The 16768-nt window shown below is 33.5% G+C and carries 11 protein-coding genes; 9 read left to right on the forward strand and 2 right to left on the reverse strand.

Going from position 1 to position 16768, the window contains the following annotated elements; genetic code table 11:
- Positions 1–10 precede the first annotated feature (10 nt).
- From ytpR to ccpA, 7 genes are all read left to right on the forward strand, one after another.
- Positions 11–610, forward strand: coding sequence for a YtpR family tRNA-binding protein (ytpR, locus tag M1D64_RS05340; RefSeq protein WP_002483001.1), 600 nt, complete (start codon positions 11–13; stop codon positions 608–610).
- Positions 611–627: 17 nt separating this feature from the next.
- Positions 628–4380: a DNA translocase FtsK gene (locus M1D64_RS05345; protein WP_069822066.1), complete on the forward strand. Its 3753-nt coding sequence runs from the start codon at positions 628–630 to the stop codon at positions 4378–4380.
- A 23-nt stretch (positions 4381–4403) separates the two neighbouring features.
- A complete protein-coding gene (murC, locus tag M1D64_RS05350; RefSeq protein WP_002483003.1) occupies positions 4404–5717 on the forward strand; it encodes a UDP-N-acetylmuramate--L-alanine ligase in 1314 nt (437 codons plus the stop codon).
- Between the two features lie 70 nt (positions 5718–5787).
- Positions 5788–6282: a DUF948 domain-containing protein gene (locus M1D64_RS05355; RefSeq protein WP_002483004.1), complete on the forward strand. Its 495-nt coding sequence runs from the start codon at positions 5788–5790 to the stop codon at positions 6280–6282.
- A 79-nt stretch (positions 6283–6361) separates the two neighbouring features.
- The gene (locus tag M1D64_RS05360) at positions 6362–7702 is read left to right on the forward strand and encodes a YtxH domain-containing protein (protein WP_041080021.1); all 1341 of its coding nucleotides are present in this window, start codon (positions 6362–6364) and stop codon (positions 7700–7702) included.
- 388 nt (positions 7703–8090) lie between these two features.
- Positions 8091–9182, forward strand: coding sequence for a bifunctional 3-deoxy-7-phosphoheptulonate synthase/chorismate mutase (locus tag M1D64_RS05365; protein WP_002483006.1), 1092 nt, complete (start codon positions 8091–8093; stop codon positions 9180–9182).
- A gap of 311 nt (positions 9183–9493) precedes the next feature.
- Positions 9494–10483: a catabolite control protein A gene (gene ccpA / locus M1D64_RS05370; protein ID WP_041080020.1), complete on the forward strand. Its 990-nt coding sequence runs from the start codon at positions 9494–9496 to the stop codon at positions 10481–10483.
- 296 nt (positions 10484–10779) lie between these two features.
- Here the strand turns inward: ccpA and M1D64_RS05375 are convergent, their stop codons facing one another.
- Together M1D64_RS05375 and M1D64_RS05380 are read right to left on the reverse strand one after the other, a co-directional pair.
- Positions 10780–11937, reverse strand: a complete 1158-nt coding sequence (locus M1D64_RS05375) for an acetoin utilization protein AcuC (protein WP_011302874.1) — start codon at positions 11935–11937, stop codon at positions 10780–10782.
- Positions 11938–11950: 13 nt separating this feature from the next.
- Entirely contained in the window at positions 11951–12583 is a 633-nt protein-coding gene (locus M1D64_RS05380; protein WP_002483009.1) for a hypothetical protein, read from the reverse strand.
- A gap of 179 nt (positions 12584–12762) precedes the next feature.
- Here M1D64_RS05380 and acsA point away from each other — a divergent pair, with 179 nt between their 5' ends.
- Both acsA and M1D64_RS05390 read left to right on the forward strand, forming a co-directional pair.
- Positions 12763–14472 carry an acetate--CoA ligase gene (gene acsA, locus M1D64_RS05385; protein WP_002483010.1) on the forward strand — a complete coding sequence of 570 codons (1710 nt, stop codon included), beginning with the start codon at positions 12763–12765 and terminating at the stop codon, positions 14470–14472.
- Positions 14473–15068: 596 nt separating this feature from the next.
- Positions 15069–16736, forward strand: a complete 1668-nt coding sequence (locus tag M1D64_RS05390; RefSeq protein ID WP_069822064.1) for a formate--tetrahydrofolate ligase — start codon at positions 15069–15071, stop codon at positions 16734–16736.
- The last annotated feature ends 32 nt before the right edge of the window (positions 16737–16768 follow it).

Consider the following 16768-nt stretch of genomic DNA (forward strand, 5'->3'; position numbering starts at 1 on the left):
TAATGAAGTTATGAATTTATTTTATAATAAAGAAGCTGTTGGCGATGTTGCATTTTTACAAATTAATCCTACAGAAGGTGAATATAACTACGTCACTCAAGGGGATGTAGTTGAAATACAGAATGACGGAGAAGTCGTTGGTTACAATATCTTTAATGCATCAAACAAAGCAACACTAACAGGTAATGGACATATTAAGTTGACTGAAACATTAGTTCAAGCGTTTCAAAAAGCAATTGAAGCTGCTGGATTTACTTATAAATTAGACGCAGACTTTACTCCTAAATTTGTAGTGGGCTATGTTGAAACAAAAGACAAGCATCCAGATGCAGATAAATTAAGTGTTCTAAGTGTTGATGTTGCAACTGAAAAACTACAAATTGTTTGCGGGGCACCGAATGTTGAAGCTGGACAAAAAGTGGTGGTAGCAAAAGTTGGTGCAGTTATGCCAAGTGGTATGGTTATTAAAGATGCAGAACTTAGAGGCGTTGCATCAAGTGGTATGATTTGTTCGATGAAAGAGTTAGGATTACCAAATGCACCACAAGAAAAAGGTATTATGGTTCTAAGTGATGATTACACTGTAGGGCAATCATTTTTTGAAGTATAAAAAGGAGGTAATGTAGTATGAGCTGGTTCGACAAGTTATTTGGAGAAGATAATGAATCAACAGATAATTATCTTAATAAAAGAAGCCAACGACGTCAAAAAGCTACACAACAAGAAGAACATGATTCATTACTTCCTCAAAATAATGATGTTTATGAAAGACCCAAAGGGAAATTCAGGTTTCCTATGCGTGTTTTAGAAGAGGCAAATGACAGTTTGAAGACAGATGATGAGTTGAATTCTGATATTGCGTCTACATCTCATAAAACTTCCCATGATGTACATAATGATGTGAGTCATGGGAATGCACATCATCAACAAAGAAGACGTAGACATATGTATGATAAAACACCAACTCAAAATATAAACTCGAGTGATTCAGTTGGGCAACAATCGCAACAACAAGATCATTACCAAACTGAAAATGAGACTAGAACACATAAAGGCAAAAGAATGAGGATTCAAACGGATGTTTTACGAGCAAATGCTTCGTCAAAACACAAACCAACGACGTCAAATTTTCATCATAGCGATTTTAAAGCGAGTGAAGTGCCTTCAGCGATTTTTGGTACTAAAAAACCCCGTCCTTTAGAAAATGGTGTCATTAAACGTCAAGATGATTCAGAAGAAGGTACGCAAGCGGAAAATGAGACGAATCATCGTAATTATAATGATGAATCATCTCAACAGAAACACCAAACAGTAAAAGATTCAGATAGTAATTCAACAGATATTCAAAATGAAGCACATATGTATCATGAAAATTCAAATGATACTGCATATGATCTATCTGATAACAAAGAGCGCCGTGACGCACAACATGTTGAGGAAAATGGTGAAGAAGTTGAGCTGAATCAACCAGTAACAAGTCAAAATAAAAAAGATAATACGATTAAAATAGAAAACATCTATGCTTCTCAGATTGTTGAAGAAATTAGACGAGAGAGAGAACGTAAAGTATTACAGAAGCGTCAATTTAAAAAGGCACTTCAACAAAAACGTCATGATAATCAAGACAAACAAGAAGATAGTATACAAAAAGCAATTGACGAAATGTATGCAAAACAAGCGCGGAATTACATAGGTGAAAGCTCGTTAGATGAAGATGGTAACGCAATGAATATGTCCAAATCGAAAACGTCAACATCACGTCAAAGTGCAGAAAATCAGCAACAAACAGAATCGACGAATAGTGAAGATATTGAAGAAGATTCAAATACACCATTTAATTATGAAGAAGTTGATTTAGATCATGTACGCGATGTTCATACGATTAATAATGAACAGGTTAATGTAAATACTAAAAATGACAGTTCCGCAATTGAAGCAAATCAAAATCAAGTTGAACAGGTCACACCTAACAGTGATTTCGAAAATCAAAACGATGAGAACAACACTGCAATAGAGTCTAGTCAAAGTGATATGTCAGAAAATGAGCGCACATACATCTTAGAGAAATCATTTGAGCGTTATTTAGATGAGAATGACGTGGATGATGCGCAGTATAGAGAATTATCTGAAACAGACCCTAAATCCAAAGAATCATTAGCTTTTGATTCATTAGATTCACAAAGTGAAAATGAGCAATTGTCAGAGTCATTATCACAACCAGACCATGGTTTTGAAAATTCAGAGTCCGATATTATCGATAATCATGTAACTTCAAATGATGCAGCACCATCAGAGGCATCACAGCTAGAATCTGATGAAAGTATGAATGAAAATGAATCGCTTAACGTCCAAAATGAAATATTAGATGAAAGGTCTGAATTGGAGCAATCTGATAGTACTGATAATAATAATGGAAATCATATTAAGCAACCCGACGAAACTAAAACGTATAAAAAGGCTACATCTATCAAGAAAGGTAGTAAACCTTTCAATGTCGTGATGACACCATCAGATAAAAAGCGTATGTTAGATGCACAAAAAGAAAAAAATAAGTCAAACATACAATTAAATAATGTAGATAATTTTAAACATAATACGTCATCCGATATTAGCGACAAACAATCACAGTCGAATAATGATCAATTAGCAAATGAACCTGCTTCAGAGTCATTGACTGTAACTGATGACAACCAAAACGAAACGAATTTATCACATGACTTGATTGATGAACAGAGTGACTTTAAACCGGAAACGGATGCTTCTTCTTATAGTGATGATTATAATCGAAATGACTCAACTCAGTCTAATGTACAACAAGAGTCAGTTGAAAGTGCTGAGTCAGATATGACAAATGTGCCTTCTGAACAAAATGAAAATCATAAGCAAAATGTACAAGAACCAGTTCTCAAACCTGAAACTTCTGGTAACCAATTAGGTGGATTAAAAACACCAACTGAGGATGATAATAAGGCTACTATTAGAAGAGGACCCAATATTAAACTTCCAAGTATTGAGTTATTAGAAGCGCCAAAACAACATGAAATTGACAATGCTTGGATTGAAGATAAAAAACAGGAATTGAATGAAGCTTTTTATTATTTCAATGTGCCTGCAGAAGTTCAAAATGTTACTGAAGGCCCTAGTGTGACACGATTTGAATTATCAGTCGAAAAAGGTGTGAAAGTATCTAGAATAACAGCTTTACAAGACGATATAAAAATGGCGCTTGCAGCTAAGGATATTCGTATTGAAGCACCCATTCCAGGTACGAGTCTAGTTGGTATAGAGGTACCAAATCAAAATGCAACAACTGTAAATTTACGTTCAATTTTAGAAGAACCAGCGTTTAAAAATGCAGAATCCAAATTAACTGTAGCTATGGGACTTAGAATTAATAATGAACCTTTATTAATGGATATTTCTAAAACACCGCATGCTTTAATAGCTGGTGCAACAGGCTCAGGTAAATCCGTATGTATTAATAGTATATTAATGTCGTTATTATATAAAAATCATCCTGAGGAATTAAGATTGTTACTTATTGATCCGAAAATGGTTGAATTAGCACCTTATAATGACTTACCACATTTAGTTGCACCTGTGATAACAGATGTAAAAGCAGCAACGCAAAGTTTAAAATGGGCTGTTGAAGAAATGGAAAGACGTTATAAAGTTTTTGCTAAATATCATGTTAGAAATATTACGGCGTTTAATAAGAAAGCAACTTATGAGGATAGAATGCCAAAAATTGTTATAGTAATAGATGAATTAGCAGATTTAATGATGATGGCACCACAAGAGGTGGAACAATCTATTGCGCGCATTGCACAAAAAGCACGTGCATGTGGTATTCATATGCTAGTTGCAACGCAAAGACCTTCTGTTAATGTCATCACTGGATTAATCAAAGCAAATATACCTACTAGAATTGCATTTATGGTATCATCTAGCGTAGACTCTCGCACTATCTTAGATAGTGGTGGTGCAGAACGTTTATTAGGTTATGGTGACATGCTTTACCTAGGAAGCGGTATGAATAAACCTATCCGTGTTCAAGGTACATTTGTCTCTGATGAAGAAATTGATGATGTTGTAGATTTCATAAAACAACAACGAGATCCGGAATACTTATTTGAAGAAAAAGAATTATTGAAAAAAACAGAAAGTCAACCACAAGATGATTTATTCGATGATGTGTGTCGATTTATGCTAAATGAAGGACATATTTCAACTTCATTAGTACAGCGTCATTTCCAAATCGGATATAATCGTGCTGCAAGAATTATTGATCAACTAGAACAACTTGGCTATGTGTCGGGCGCAAATGGATCTAAACCAAGAGATGTATACATTACAGAATCAGATTTGAATGAGAATTAATATAGAGATAAAGGAGTGTTACAATGACACATTATCATTTTGTCGGTATAAAAGGTGCCGGTATGAGTTCATTAGCACAAATAATGCATGATCTTGGAAACGAAGTACAAGGTTCAGATATTAAAAATTATGTTTTTACAGAAGTGGCATTAAAAAACAATGGTATTAAAATACTGCCATTTGATGCGAATAGTATTCAATCAGATATGGTAGTCGTACAAGGAAACGCATTCCCGGATACGCATGAAGAAGTTGTGAAAGCACATGAATTAAAACTTGAAGTTATTCGCTACCATGACTTCTTAGGTCATATTATTAACCAATATACGTCAGTCGCCGTAACTGGTGCACATGGTAAAACTTCGACAACTGGTTTATTATCACACGTAATGAATGGTGATAAGAAAACATCTTTCTTAATTGGCGATGGAACTGGACTTGGCATACCAGCAAGTGATTACTTTGCGTTTGAAGCATGTGAATATCGTAGACACTTTTTAAGCTATCATCCAGACTATGCCATTATGACCAATATAGATTTTGATCATCCAGATTATTTCAAAGACGTTGATGATGTATTTAATGCTTTCCAAGAAATGGCGCATAACGTTAAAAAAGCGATTATTGCTTGGGGTGATGATACACACTTGCGTAAAATTGAAGCAGACGTACCTGTTTATTATTATGGATTCTCAAATAAAGATGACGTTTATGCAGATAATTTAGAGATAAGTGAAAAAGGTACAAAATTTGATGTATATATTAAAGGTGAATATTTTGATACTTTCCTTTCACCACAATTTGGCGATCATAATATATTAAATGCCTTATCGGTTATTACGATTAGTTACTTAGAAAGTTTAAATATCGATAATATTAAAGAAGCATTAGAGACTTTTGGTGGCGTGAAACGTAGATTCAATGAAACAAAAGTAGGAAATCAAGTATTAGTAGATGATTATGCACACCATCCTAGAGAAATTAGTGCTACAATTGAGACAGCGAGAAAAAAATATCCTAACAAAGATGTTATCGCAGTGTTTCAACCTCATACATTTAGTAGAACACAAGCATTCTTGGGTGAATTTGCAGAATGTTTAAGTTTAGCCGATAAAACATTTTTATGTGAAATTTTTGGTTCGATAAGAGAAAATAGCGGTAACTTAACGATTCAAGATTTAGTTCAAAGAATTGATGGTGCAACATTGATTGATGAGGAAAGTGTAAATGCGCTTGAACAATATAGTGATGCTGTTATTTTATTTATGGGTGCAGGAGATATTCAAAAAATTCAACGTGCATACATGGAAAAAATAGGTGTTACTTCTCCATTTTAATATGTTTATGTTAAAATGATGGGGGTATTTATATTAAATAACAACATATGATTAATAGGAGGCGTTTTAAATGGAATGGATTTTACCTATAGCTGGAATTATTGCAGCGGTTGCATTTCTAATATTAGTAATTGGTATCGTTGTGGTATTACTTTCAGTTAAGAAAAATTTAGATCACGTAGCAAAAACACTTGATGGTGTCGAAGGACAGGTTCAAGGTATTACGCGTGAATCTACAGATTTACTTCATAAAGCGAACCGCTTAACTGAAGATATTCAAGACAAATCAGATCGTTTAAATTCAGTAGTTGATGCTGTTAAAGGTATCGGTGATTCTGTACAAACTTTAAATGGTTCTGTTGATAGAGTGACAAACTCAATTACGCACAATATTTCTCAAAATGAAGATAAAATTTCTCAAGTAGTACAATGGTCAAATGTAGCAATGGAAGTTGCTGATAAATGGCAAAATAGAAGAAATCGTAGAGATAGTGCAAATTACAAAACGAGCAGTGTAGCAAATGACACGAATCATAGCTATACTACACGTGTAGATAACAAATAATTCATATATTAAAAAACAAATGCACTTAAATGAGGTTTGAAACTTATTTAAGTGCATTTGTTATAGGGGGCATTGGACAATGAAGTATTATAACCGTGATAATTATGAAAGAAATTTAGAAAGTTACGAAGTGCCAGAATATTTTACAAAAGGTGCCAGAAATGAATTTGTATATGGATTTATTGTAGGTGCTGTTATAGGTTCCGCTGTTGGTTTAGTATCCATTAGTAAGTCGAGAGCAACGAATAAATCTATTCCAGAACAAGACAATCAATTTAAATCTAGCATTATTGAGCAGTCCGAATTAGAACGTCAAGAAGCTGACGATAAAGTAAATGAAATTAAATCAACTATTGACGACGCGCAAAATAAAAATACAGAAGTAACCGATGCAGAATTATCTGCGCAACGTGTAGCGATTCAACAAGAAACTTCTGATAATAATTTAGCTAATATGTCACCGGATGCCCAAGAACAACAGGAAGTGACAACTAGTGAAGATGCAAATCAATCAGATGACAGTTTAGCACATATAGATCCAAATGCAGAACCAAGTGAAAGTGAAATTAATGCACAACAAAATGCAATTAAAGAAGAAACAGAAACAAGTGATGCGAATATAGATGGTGAAAACTCAAATAGCAATGCAGTTACTGCAGGTACAGCAGCTGGTGGTGCAGTTGCAGCGAGTGGATTAGCTAAAGCAGCACATGATAAAAATGAAGCGTTAAATGAAGATAATCAAGTTGCAGAAAACACATCTAATCTTTTAAAAGAAGAAGAAGCGCCTGCTAACACTAACACAAATAATAAAACGCCGAATTTGGTTACTCAAAGCGATGAAACAGATGATAGTAAGCAAGGGGCAATTGCAGGTGTGGTAACTGCGTCAGGTTTAGCATTAGCGGCTAAAAATAAAAATAAAGCATTAGATGACAATCCTTCTGTTGCAGAAAACACAGCTAATTTACTTAAGCCAGAAGCTCCAGCACAGACAAAACATAAAGTTGTACCTAATTTGGTTACGCCAAAGGTTGAAAGTGCTGTTGAATCTACAACAGATAAAGTAGAACAAGGCGATAAAAAAAATGATACAAAAGTTAAACCAGAAGCTGCAGACCAGAGAGTAAAACAAACACACGATCAAGTTGCATTTAAAGATGGTATCATCGTTCATGAAAATGCTTCTGGTCAAACGCAATCAGCAACAACTCCTACAAATTTAGATTCAAAAAATGATGGTATCATTAATCATGATGATTCAGAATCTGCAGATAACCTATCATCTACAAAAGACGCAAGTACTTTGACAAATGAAAGTACTACTGAATCTGAAGCAACATATTCAAAAAACAGACCACAAACGAAGAAAACAGAAAAAGCAAAAAGTAAGATTGATAAAAGAACATTTAATGATTAAAAATATTTAATAAAAAGAATCGGACGCTTTGTTCGATTCTTTTTTTATGTAGTATTATTTGATACATATCTATTTGCTTAATAGAACATCATGTAAAGCGTATCGTTGATTAAATATGACATGTCTTATGAATTTGAAGCATATCATGAACAAGGAATTTGTAAATTTATCTATAAAATTTATAAAAAAGAAGTAATAGTGTAAAATATAACTAGCAAATGACTGAAAATTTAGTTATCATTAATGTTATTCACTTTTTAAGTGAATTTTTAATAATCCTTACTTGAACTTATAAGGAGTTATTGTTAGAATAACCTTTAACATATATTTTATCGCTTTAAAGCAGAATAAAATATTGGTTTTAAAATTTTTCATAGAGGTGAATAAAATGGCAGACAAATTACAAGAATACAGAGATGAGATAGTTGAAATTAATGAAAAAATCTTAGGTCTTTTATCTAAAAGAGGTAAGATAGCACAAAAGATTGGTGAAGAAAAACGCAAACAAGGTACACTTGTTTACGACCCACAACGCGAAAAAGAAATGATTAATCAGTTATTAGATCAAAATGAAGGTCCATTTAATGACAATGTGATTAAACAACTATTCAAAGAAATTTTTAAAGCCTCTACTGATTTACAAAAATCTGAAAATGAAAAACATTTATATGTGTCGAGAAAATTAAAACCAGAAGATACAATCGTTCAATTTGACAACGGAGGCATCATTGGAGACGGCAACAAATCATTTGTATTTGGTCCATGTTCAGTTGAATCACAGGAACAAGTCGATGCAGTCGCAGCTAATTTACAAGCGAGAGGTGAGAAATTCATTAGAGGTGGCGCATTTAAACCTCGTACATCACCGTATGATTTCCAAGGCTTAGGTGTCGAAGGGCTTAAAATACTTAAAAATACGAAAGATAAATATGGTTTAAACGTTGTAAGTGAAATTGTAAACCCAGCAGACTTTGAAGTTGCTGATCAATATTTAGATGTATTCCAAATTGGTGCACGTAATATGCAAAACTTTGAATTATTAAAAGAAGCTGGTCGTTCAAATAAACCTGTATTATTAAAACGTGGTTTATCAGCAACGATTGAAGAATTTATTTTTGCAGCTGAATATATCGCATCACAAGGTAATGAAAATATCATTTTATGTGAACGTGGTATCCGTACTTATGAAAAAGCAACTAGAAACACGTTAGATATTTCTGCAGTGCCAATTTTAAAACAAGGCACACACTTACCAGTTATGGTAGATGTTACACATAGCACTGGTCGTAAAGATATCATGCTACCTACTGCAAAAGCAGGATTAGCTGTTGGTGCAGATGGTATTATGGCTGAGGTTCACCCTGATCCATCTGTAGCATTAAGTGATAGTGGACAACAAATGGATTTCAATGAATTTGATGCGTTCTATAAAGAACTTAAACCATTAGCTGATATGTATAATAATAAACAACTTAAATAAAGTATTACGTTAATTAAAATGAATGCCTTATAATCCTAACTATTTAGTTAGTATGGATTATAAGGTTTTTTATTTTAAAAACATTTATTAATAATTGGTTTATTTTTAATAAAAAGCGTATGAAATGACGTATCATTCATTAAGTTATAAAAATCGATTAAAGATAAATAGACGTTCATATCATATGAATTGAATTATTTATGAATTTTAAAAACAAAATGATTTTACAATGAGCAAAAATATGGTAAACTTTGAAAATGTTATGAAAACAAGTTACAATGATAAAGAAATCGCTTTCAAGGAGGAAAAATATGACTGTAACAATATATGATGTAGCTCGTGAAGCTCGCGTTTCTATGGCAACTGTATCACGTGTTGTCAATGGAAATCAGAATGTTAAGCCGGAAACACGTGATAAGGTTAACGATGTTATCAAAAAATTAAATTATCGTCCGAATGCAGTGGCAAGAGGATTAGCAAGTAAACGTACAACAACAGTTGGCGTAATCATACCAGATATTTCAAATGTTTATTATTCACAATTGGCTCGTGGATTAGAAGATATTGCAACAATGTATAAATATCATTCTATTATTTCTAATTCAGATAACGATCCAAATAAAGAAAAAGAAATTTTCAATAATCTACTTAGTAAACAAGTAGATGGTATTATCTTCTTAGGTGGTACTATTTCAGAAGAAATTAAAGAACTTATTAATAAATCATCTGTTCCAGTTGTTGTTTCAGGAACAAATGGTAAAGATGAAGGTATTTCATCAGTTAATATTGATTTCAAAACAGCAGCAAAAGAAATTACTACTGAATTGATTGAAAAAGGTGCTAAAACATTTGCGTTTGTCGGTGGCGATTATTCCAAAAAAGCACAAGAAGATGTATTGACTGGGCTAAAAGAGGTTTTAGATTCAAATCATCTTGAATTAAAAAATGAACTTATTTTTAATGGCAATGAAACTTACAAAGATGGGCTACGCGCATTTGAATCATTAAAATCTGGAAAACCAGAAGCGATTTTGTCAATCAGTGATGAACAAGCTATTGGTCTTGTACATGCAGCACAAGATGAAGGTGTGAACGTTCCAGAGGATGTACAAATCATTAGTTTTAACAACACAAGATTAGTTGAGATGGTAAGACCACAACTTTCAAGCGTTATTCAACCTTTATATGACATTGGTGCAGTAGGTATGAGATTATTAACTAAATATATGAATGAAGAAGAAATTGATGAACCGAATGTTATTCTTCCACATAGAATTGAATATAGAGGGACGACGAAATAAATCGTCAATGCGTTTTAAAGCAAATATATAAATTAAAGCCTACACAAATTATTGTGTAGGCTTTAATTTATACTCTGAGCTAGTACATATTGAAGATGAGCTTTTTTGTATTTATTATATTTTGAAAGGTCATGTATATCTGGGATACGGTGTGAACATGTATTTTTCACCCATAGTAGGGTGATGAATCTAAGCTTAACAGTAAATGCTTCTAAAATTTTTAACATACAATGTTTTAGGCGGATTTCTTCAAAATGACCAAGTTGTTCAAATTATTATTTTAACTATAAATCTTACTATTTAAACCAACTAATTACCTGTTGTGCATGTTTTAAATTGGTAGCTGTAATTTCTTCCTCTCTAGGTATATCGATGTAATTTTCTTTATCATCCTGCCAGTGCTTTGGTAAAGTACAGGTAGCATAAGGTTGCCATTTTTCAAGCCATTGTGATGGTAATTGACCTTGTGGTGGTGGTGCTTCTATAAGCGCTAGGAATACGTGTGACCAAGCTCTTGGCACTACTTTCCAAATGTTATAACCGCCACCGCCAAACATCATGACTTTGCCATTTGTATATGTATCAGCCAAAGATTTAATGATATAAGGAATTTGGTAAAGTGTGTTTAATGTACAACTCATGTGTGTTAGTGGGTCCAAATAATGCACATCCACACCATGAACACTAACAATGATATCTGGTTTGAAAGAAGCAATAATAGGTTCAATCGTTTGCTTAAATACCTCTAAATAAGAGCTATCTTCTGTGTATGGTTCTAAAGGAATATTAACTGTATAGCCGAAACCTTGCTCATTACCACGTTCTGTGTAATGTCCAGATCCAGGAAATAGAAATTTGCCTGTTTCATGGATCGAATAAATTAAAGCTTGGTCTTCAGTGTAAAAACTCCACTGTGTACCATCACCATGATGTGCATCTGTGTCTATACATAATACACGTTGATTATAGTGTTTAATCAAGTAAGCAATAGTGATAGCCACATCGTTATATATACAAAATCCATTTGCACGACCTGGTAGACTATGATGTAAGCCACCTCCGAGATGACAACCATTTTTAACGCTTTTATCCATGATAGCATCAGCTAAATTTAACGCACCACCAACAATTCTAGCGCTATGTTGGTGCATCCGTCTAAATTGCAATGTATCATCACCATCTAAGCCATATTTTTTAGCTTCTTGTAAATTTAAAATACCATGGGACGCACGTCTAATGGCTTGTATATAGTCATAAGAATGTATTAGTGATAATTCCTCATCTGTTGCGATTCTCGGTGTTATGATGTGTTCAGGCTTTAAACTGCCTAGATCTAACAATAATTCTGTAGTTAGTTTTAATCTCATTTGATTAAAAGGATGATCATTGCTGAAACGATATTGAAGTAATTCATTTGCGTATACATAGCCCGTAGTTTGTTGCATATTACTCATAAATTTCTCCCCTTTAAAAGAAAAAGCGATTCATAAATCTGATATTATCAAATTCTTGTAATTGATTGATTGAAATACGTGAACCAATTCTTGCCATTAAACAATTTGCAGGATGACTTGTAATTTCAGGGTCATCAGTAGCAAAAATTTCAAGGCCCCCATAACCCATTAGTTTTTGCATTAGTTTTTTATATTCATATACGTCGAGACCAGAATTTTTTAAATCCCAGTGCCAGTAATATTCTGTAGTTAATACGATATAATCTTCATATTCATCTGCTTTTAAGCTTAATTTGATAAGTTCACTTCCTAAATGTAAATGTCGATAAGGCAAACTGATTTCAATAGCACCAAGTTCGATTAAATAATCTAGATTGCCACTAGACCAACGTTCGAGTGGATCTGGATAGTGATAAGTCACATAACCGATGATATGTTGTGCTTCATGTAAGACATAGATACGACCTTCTTCTAGTTCACTGATTTCTTTTATTGCCTCAAATTGATCTTTAGGTGGTCGAAATGCATATAAACCATCATCAAACGTCATCGTATCGAGTGAAGAAAGTGGTACAGGACCTTCTATTATAAAATCACCTTCATTTAAGTGATAGGTTTGAGATTGATATGTTTTGATATGTTTCATTTTTTCACTCCAAACTACCGCATATAATATAGTCAACAAGTTTGTTATCTACATTATAAGTTAAAAAGAGGAAAAATAACATATAAATAAATACGCTTACACTTATTATTTTGAAAATTCCGATAACATTCGTTATAATAATTTTTAAGCAATCGATTTCATTCAGAGGGGGATTTAAAATGAAAGTAGAAGTTTATAAAGGTGAAAGTGGAGATTTTAACCTTCAAGACTATGAAAAAGAATACAATCATTTTAACTGGAAAGATGTAGAAAAATCATTTTCATGGTACGAATCTGGCAATGTTAATATGGCACATGAATGTATAGATCGTCATGTGGACGAAGGCAAAGGGGATAAAATTGCCTTACATTATAAAGATGATAAACGTAAAGAAAGTTATACTTTTGAAGAAATGAAAATCAATTCAAATAAAGCTGCGAATGTTTTAAAAGAAAAAGCAAATGTTGAAAAAGGAGATCGTGTTTTTGTATTTATGCCGAGAACACCTGAACTCTATTTTGCGTTGTTTGGAACTTTGAAAATAGGTGCAATTGTTGGACCTCTATTTGAAGCATTTATGGAAAAAGCGGTTGGAGATCGTTTACAAAATAGTGAAGCAAAAGTAATTATTACAACGAATGCGTTACTTCCTAGAATTCCTAAAGAAAATCTACCTCATTTAGAAACAATTGTTGTCGTAGACGAAGTCGTTGATGAAAACTATGTCGATTTTAATAGTGAATTCCAACAAGCAAGTGAGTCATTTGATACGGAATGGTTAACAATGGATGACGGTTTGATACTTCACTATACTTCTGGTTCTACCGGACAACCTAAAGGTGTTTTACATGCACAAAGAGCAATGCTCTTACATTATATATCAGGTAAGTATGTATTAGATTTTAAAGAGGATGATGTTTATTGGTGTACTGCAGATCCTGGTTGGGTCACAGGAACATCATATGGTATCTTTAGTCCTTGGTTAAGTGGTGTAACAAACTGTATTGCTGGTGGAAGATTTTCACCAGAGGCTTGGTACAGTATGATTGAAGAATTTAAAGTTACCATTTGGTATACAGCACCTACAGCACTTAGAATGTTAATGAGTGCAGGGGATGATGTAGTTGAAAAATATGATCTTTCTTCAATCAAGAGTATTTTATCTGTTGGCGAACCTTTAAATCCAGAGGTCATTAAATGGGCAAAAGATGTCTTTGGCAAACGTGTACTCGATACGTGGTGGATGACAGAAACTGGTGGTCATATGATCGTCAATTATCCTTCTATGGATGTAAAATTAGGCTCAATGGGTAAACCTTTACCAGGGATAGAAGCAGCAATCATTGATGATCAAGGTAATGAATTACCAGCGAATCGTATGGGTAATCTAGCGATTAAAAAAGGTTGGCCATCTATGATGGTGTCCATTTGGAAAAATCCAGAGAAATATGATTCTTATTTCATTGGAGATTGGTATGTATCAGGCGACTCTGCATATAAAGATGAAGATGGCTATTATTGGTTCCAAGGCCGTGTTGATGATGTGATTATGACAGCTGGTGAACGTGTTGGCCCATTTGAAGTTGAGTCTAAATTGGTTGAACATGAAGCAGTAGCTGAAGCGGGTGTAATTGGTAAGCCAGATCCAGTTCGTGGTGAAATTATCAAAGCATTTGTGGCGTTACGACCTGATTATCAAGAATCAGATGAACTTAAAAAAGAAATTCGTAAGTTTGTAAAAGAAGGCTTAGCGGCACATGCTGCACCAAGAGAAATCGAATTTAAAGAAAAATTACCAAAAACACGTTCAGGTAAAATCATGCGTCGCGTATTAAAAGCATGGGAATTAGATCTGCCAGAAGGCGATTTAAGTACTATGGAAGACTAGTATAAACGATAAAAGACGAGTTGAATTTACATGCTAAAGTGAAATCATATTTAATTTATTATCGTAGCTATCAAATACAATTGTATAAATGATTAAAATGAAACAAAAGCTATATCCTTAAACATTTAAAGGGTATAGCTTTTATTAATTTAAAATAATAACAACTTAGCAATATTTAGCCTATTAACAATAAATCGTTAATTGATTCAAGATAGTGATTTAAAGTAATTAGCACTGCAATTTAAAATTTTTAGTTTCTTCATTTACATAAATGGAAGTACTGAAAAAATTTATAGAAAGCAGATGTATTAAGCATTATGATAAACTACGATATATAAGTAAAGTAAGTTACCATGATTAATGAATTAAAACTCATAGCGACATATGGTGTAATAGTACAATATAAGTATATGTTTTTAGTTTAAATTTACAATTTTACACATATAAATTTGAAAGCGCTATCTCTGTTTGTCGACAATGCTATTTAAGTTGGTTAAAATTAACTATGTAAGGAATTATTTTTTATCAGTAGTATATATCACTAACATATAAAGATTATTGATTTAAAAATTTATTTTAAGAAGGGGCGAATGAATTTGGCACATTTATCTGATTTAGATATTGCAAATCAATCAACATTAAAACCGATAGGAGAAATTGCTGAGAAGGCGGGAATTCCTTCAGATGCACTAGAACCTTATGGACATTATAAAGCGAAGATTGATATTAATCAGGTTCAACAGAATAATGGCAAAGGTAAAGTAGTGTTAGTTACTGCTATGAGTCCTACGCCTGCTGGTGAAGGTAAATCAACTGTTACGGTTGGTTTAGCAGATGCATTCAATCAACTTAAGAAAAAAGTAATGGTCGCACTTCGTGAACCAGCATTAGGGCCAACATTTGGTATCAAAGGTGGTGCCACTGGTGGTGGTTATGCACAAGTATTACCTATGGAAGACATTAATTTACACTTTAATGGTGACTTCCATGCGATTACTACAGCGAATAACGCATTATCTGCATTTATCGATAATCACATTCATCAGGGAAATGAATTGGAGATTGATCAAAGACGTATCGAGTGGAAACGTGTATTAGATATGAATGACCGTGCGTTACGTAATGTGATTGTTGGACTAGGTGGTCCTACACAAGGTGTACCACGTGAAGATGGTTTCAATATCACGGTCGCTTCAGAAATAATGGCCATTTTATGCCTAGCTAACGACATAAACGACTTAAAATCTAAAATAAGTAATATTACAATCGGTTATACACCTAGTCGTAAGCCAGTAACCGTTGCTGACCTAAAAGTTGAAGGTGCGTTAGCGATGATTTTAAAAGATGCGATTAAACCGAACTTGGTACAAACAATTGAGGGAACACCTGCATTAGTACATGGTGGCCCATTTGCCAACATTGCACATGGTTGTAATTCAATCTTAGCTACAGAGACAGCTAGAGATTTAGCAGATATTGTAGTTACAGAGGCTGGCTTTGGATCTGACTTAGGTGCAGAAAAATTCATTGATATCAAAGCGCGTGAAGCAGGTTTTGAACCATCTGCCGTAGTTGTCGTTGCAACAATTCGTGCTATTAAAATGCATGGTGGTGTAGCTAAAGATAACTTAAAAGAAGAGAACGTAGACGCATTAAAACAAGGTATCGTAAACTTAGAACGCCATGTGAAAAACGTTAAAAAATATGGCTTAGAACCGGTAGTTGCATTAAATGCGTTTGTACATGATACAGAAGCAGAAACTGAATTTGTTGAACAGTGGGCCAAAGAAAATGGCGTGCGTTTAGCTCTAACAGAAGTTTGGGAAAAAGGCTGTAAAGGTGGTATCGATTTAGCTAACAAAGTCTTAGAAGTCATCGATCAACCACAAGATTTCAAACATTTATATGAATTAGAACAACCGTTAGAAGATAAAATTGAAACCATTGTAAAAGAAATTTATGGTGGTGCCAAAGTTGCATTTAGTAGTAAAGCTCAGAAACAATTAAAACAATTTAAAGAAAATGGTTGGGATAACTATCCTATTTGTATGGCTAAGACACAATATTCATTTACGGATGATGCTACAGAGTTAGGTGCACCAGAGGGTTTTGAAATTACTATTCGTGAATTAGAAGCAAAAACAGGTGCAGGATTTATTGTTGCTTTAACAGGTGCAATTATGACAATGCCAGGTTTACCTAAAAAACCAGCAGCATTAAATATGGATGTTACAGATGATGGACATGCAGTAGGTTTATTCTAATAGTTTAACGGCACAATGAAATGTTGTTAACA

It is taken from the genome of Staphylococcus sp. Z5-21 (assembly GCF_056529615.1).

Excerpts from the sequence above, each read along its gene's own strand:
- ytpR (WP_002483001.1), top strand. The coding sequence starts at position 11 with ATGAATTTATTTTATAATAAAGAAGCTGTTGGCGATGTTGCATTTTTA.
- murC (WP_002483003.1), top strand. The coding sequence starts at position 4,404 with ATGACACATTATCATTTTGTCGGTATAAAAGGTGCCGGTATGAGTTCA.
- M1D64_RS05360 (WP_041080021.1), top strand. The coding sequence starts at position 6,362 with ATGAAGTATTATAACCGTGATAATTATGAAAGAAATTTAGAAAGTTAC.
- M1D64_RS05345 (WP_069822066.1), top strand. The coding sequence starts at position 628 with ATGAGCTGGTTCGACAAGTTATTTGGAGAAGATAATGAATCAACAGAT.
- M1D64_RS05355 (WP_002483004.1), top strand. The coding sequence starts at position 5,788 with ATGGAATGGATTTTACCTATAGCTGGAATTATTGCAGCGGTTGCATTT.
- ccpA (WP_041080020.1), top strand. The coding sequence starts at position 9,494 with ATGACTGTAACAATATATGATGTAGCTCGTGAAGCTCGCGTTTCTATG.
- M1D64_RS05375 (WP_011302874.1), bottom strand. The coding sequence starts at position 11,937 with ATGAGTAATATGCAACAAACTACGGGCTATGTATACGCAAATGAATTA.
- M1D64_RS05365 (WP_002483006.1), top strand. The coding sequence starts at position 8,091 with ATGGCAGACAAATTACAAGAATACAGAGATGAGATAGTTGAAATTAAT.
- acsA (WP_002483010.1), top strand. The coding sequence starts at position 12,763 with ATGAAAGTAGAAGTTTATAAAGGTGAAAGTGGAGATTTTAACCTTCAA.
- M1D64_RS05380 (WP_002483009.1), bottom strand. The coding sequence starts at position 12,583 with ATGAAACATATCAAAACATATCAATCTCAAACCTATCACTTAAATGAA.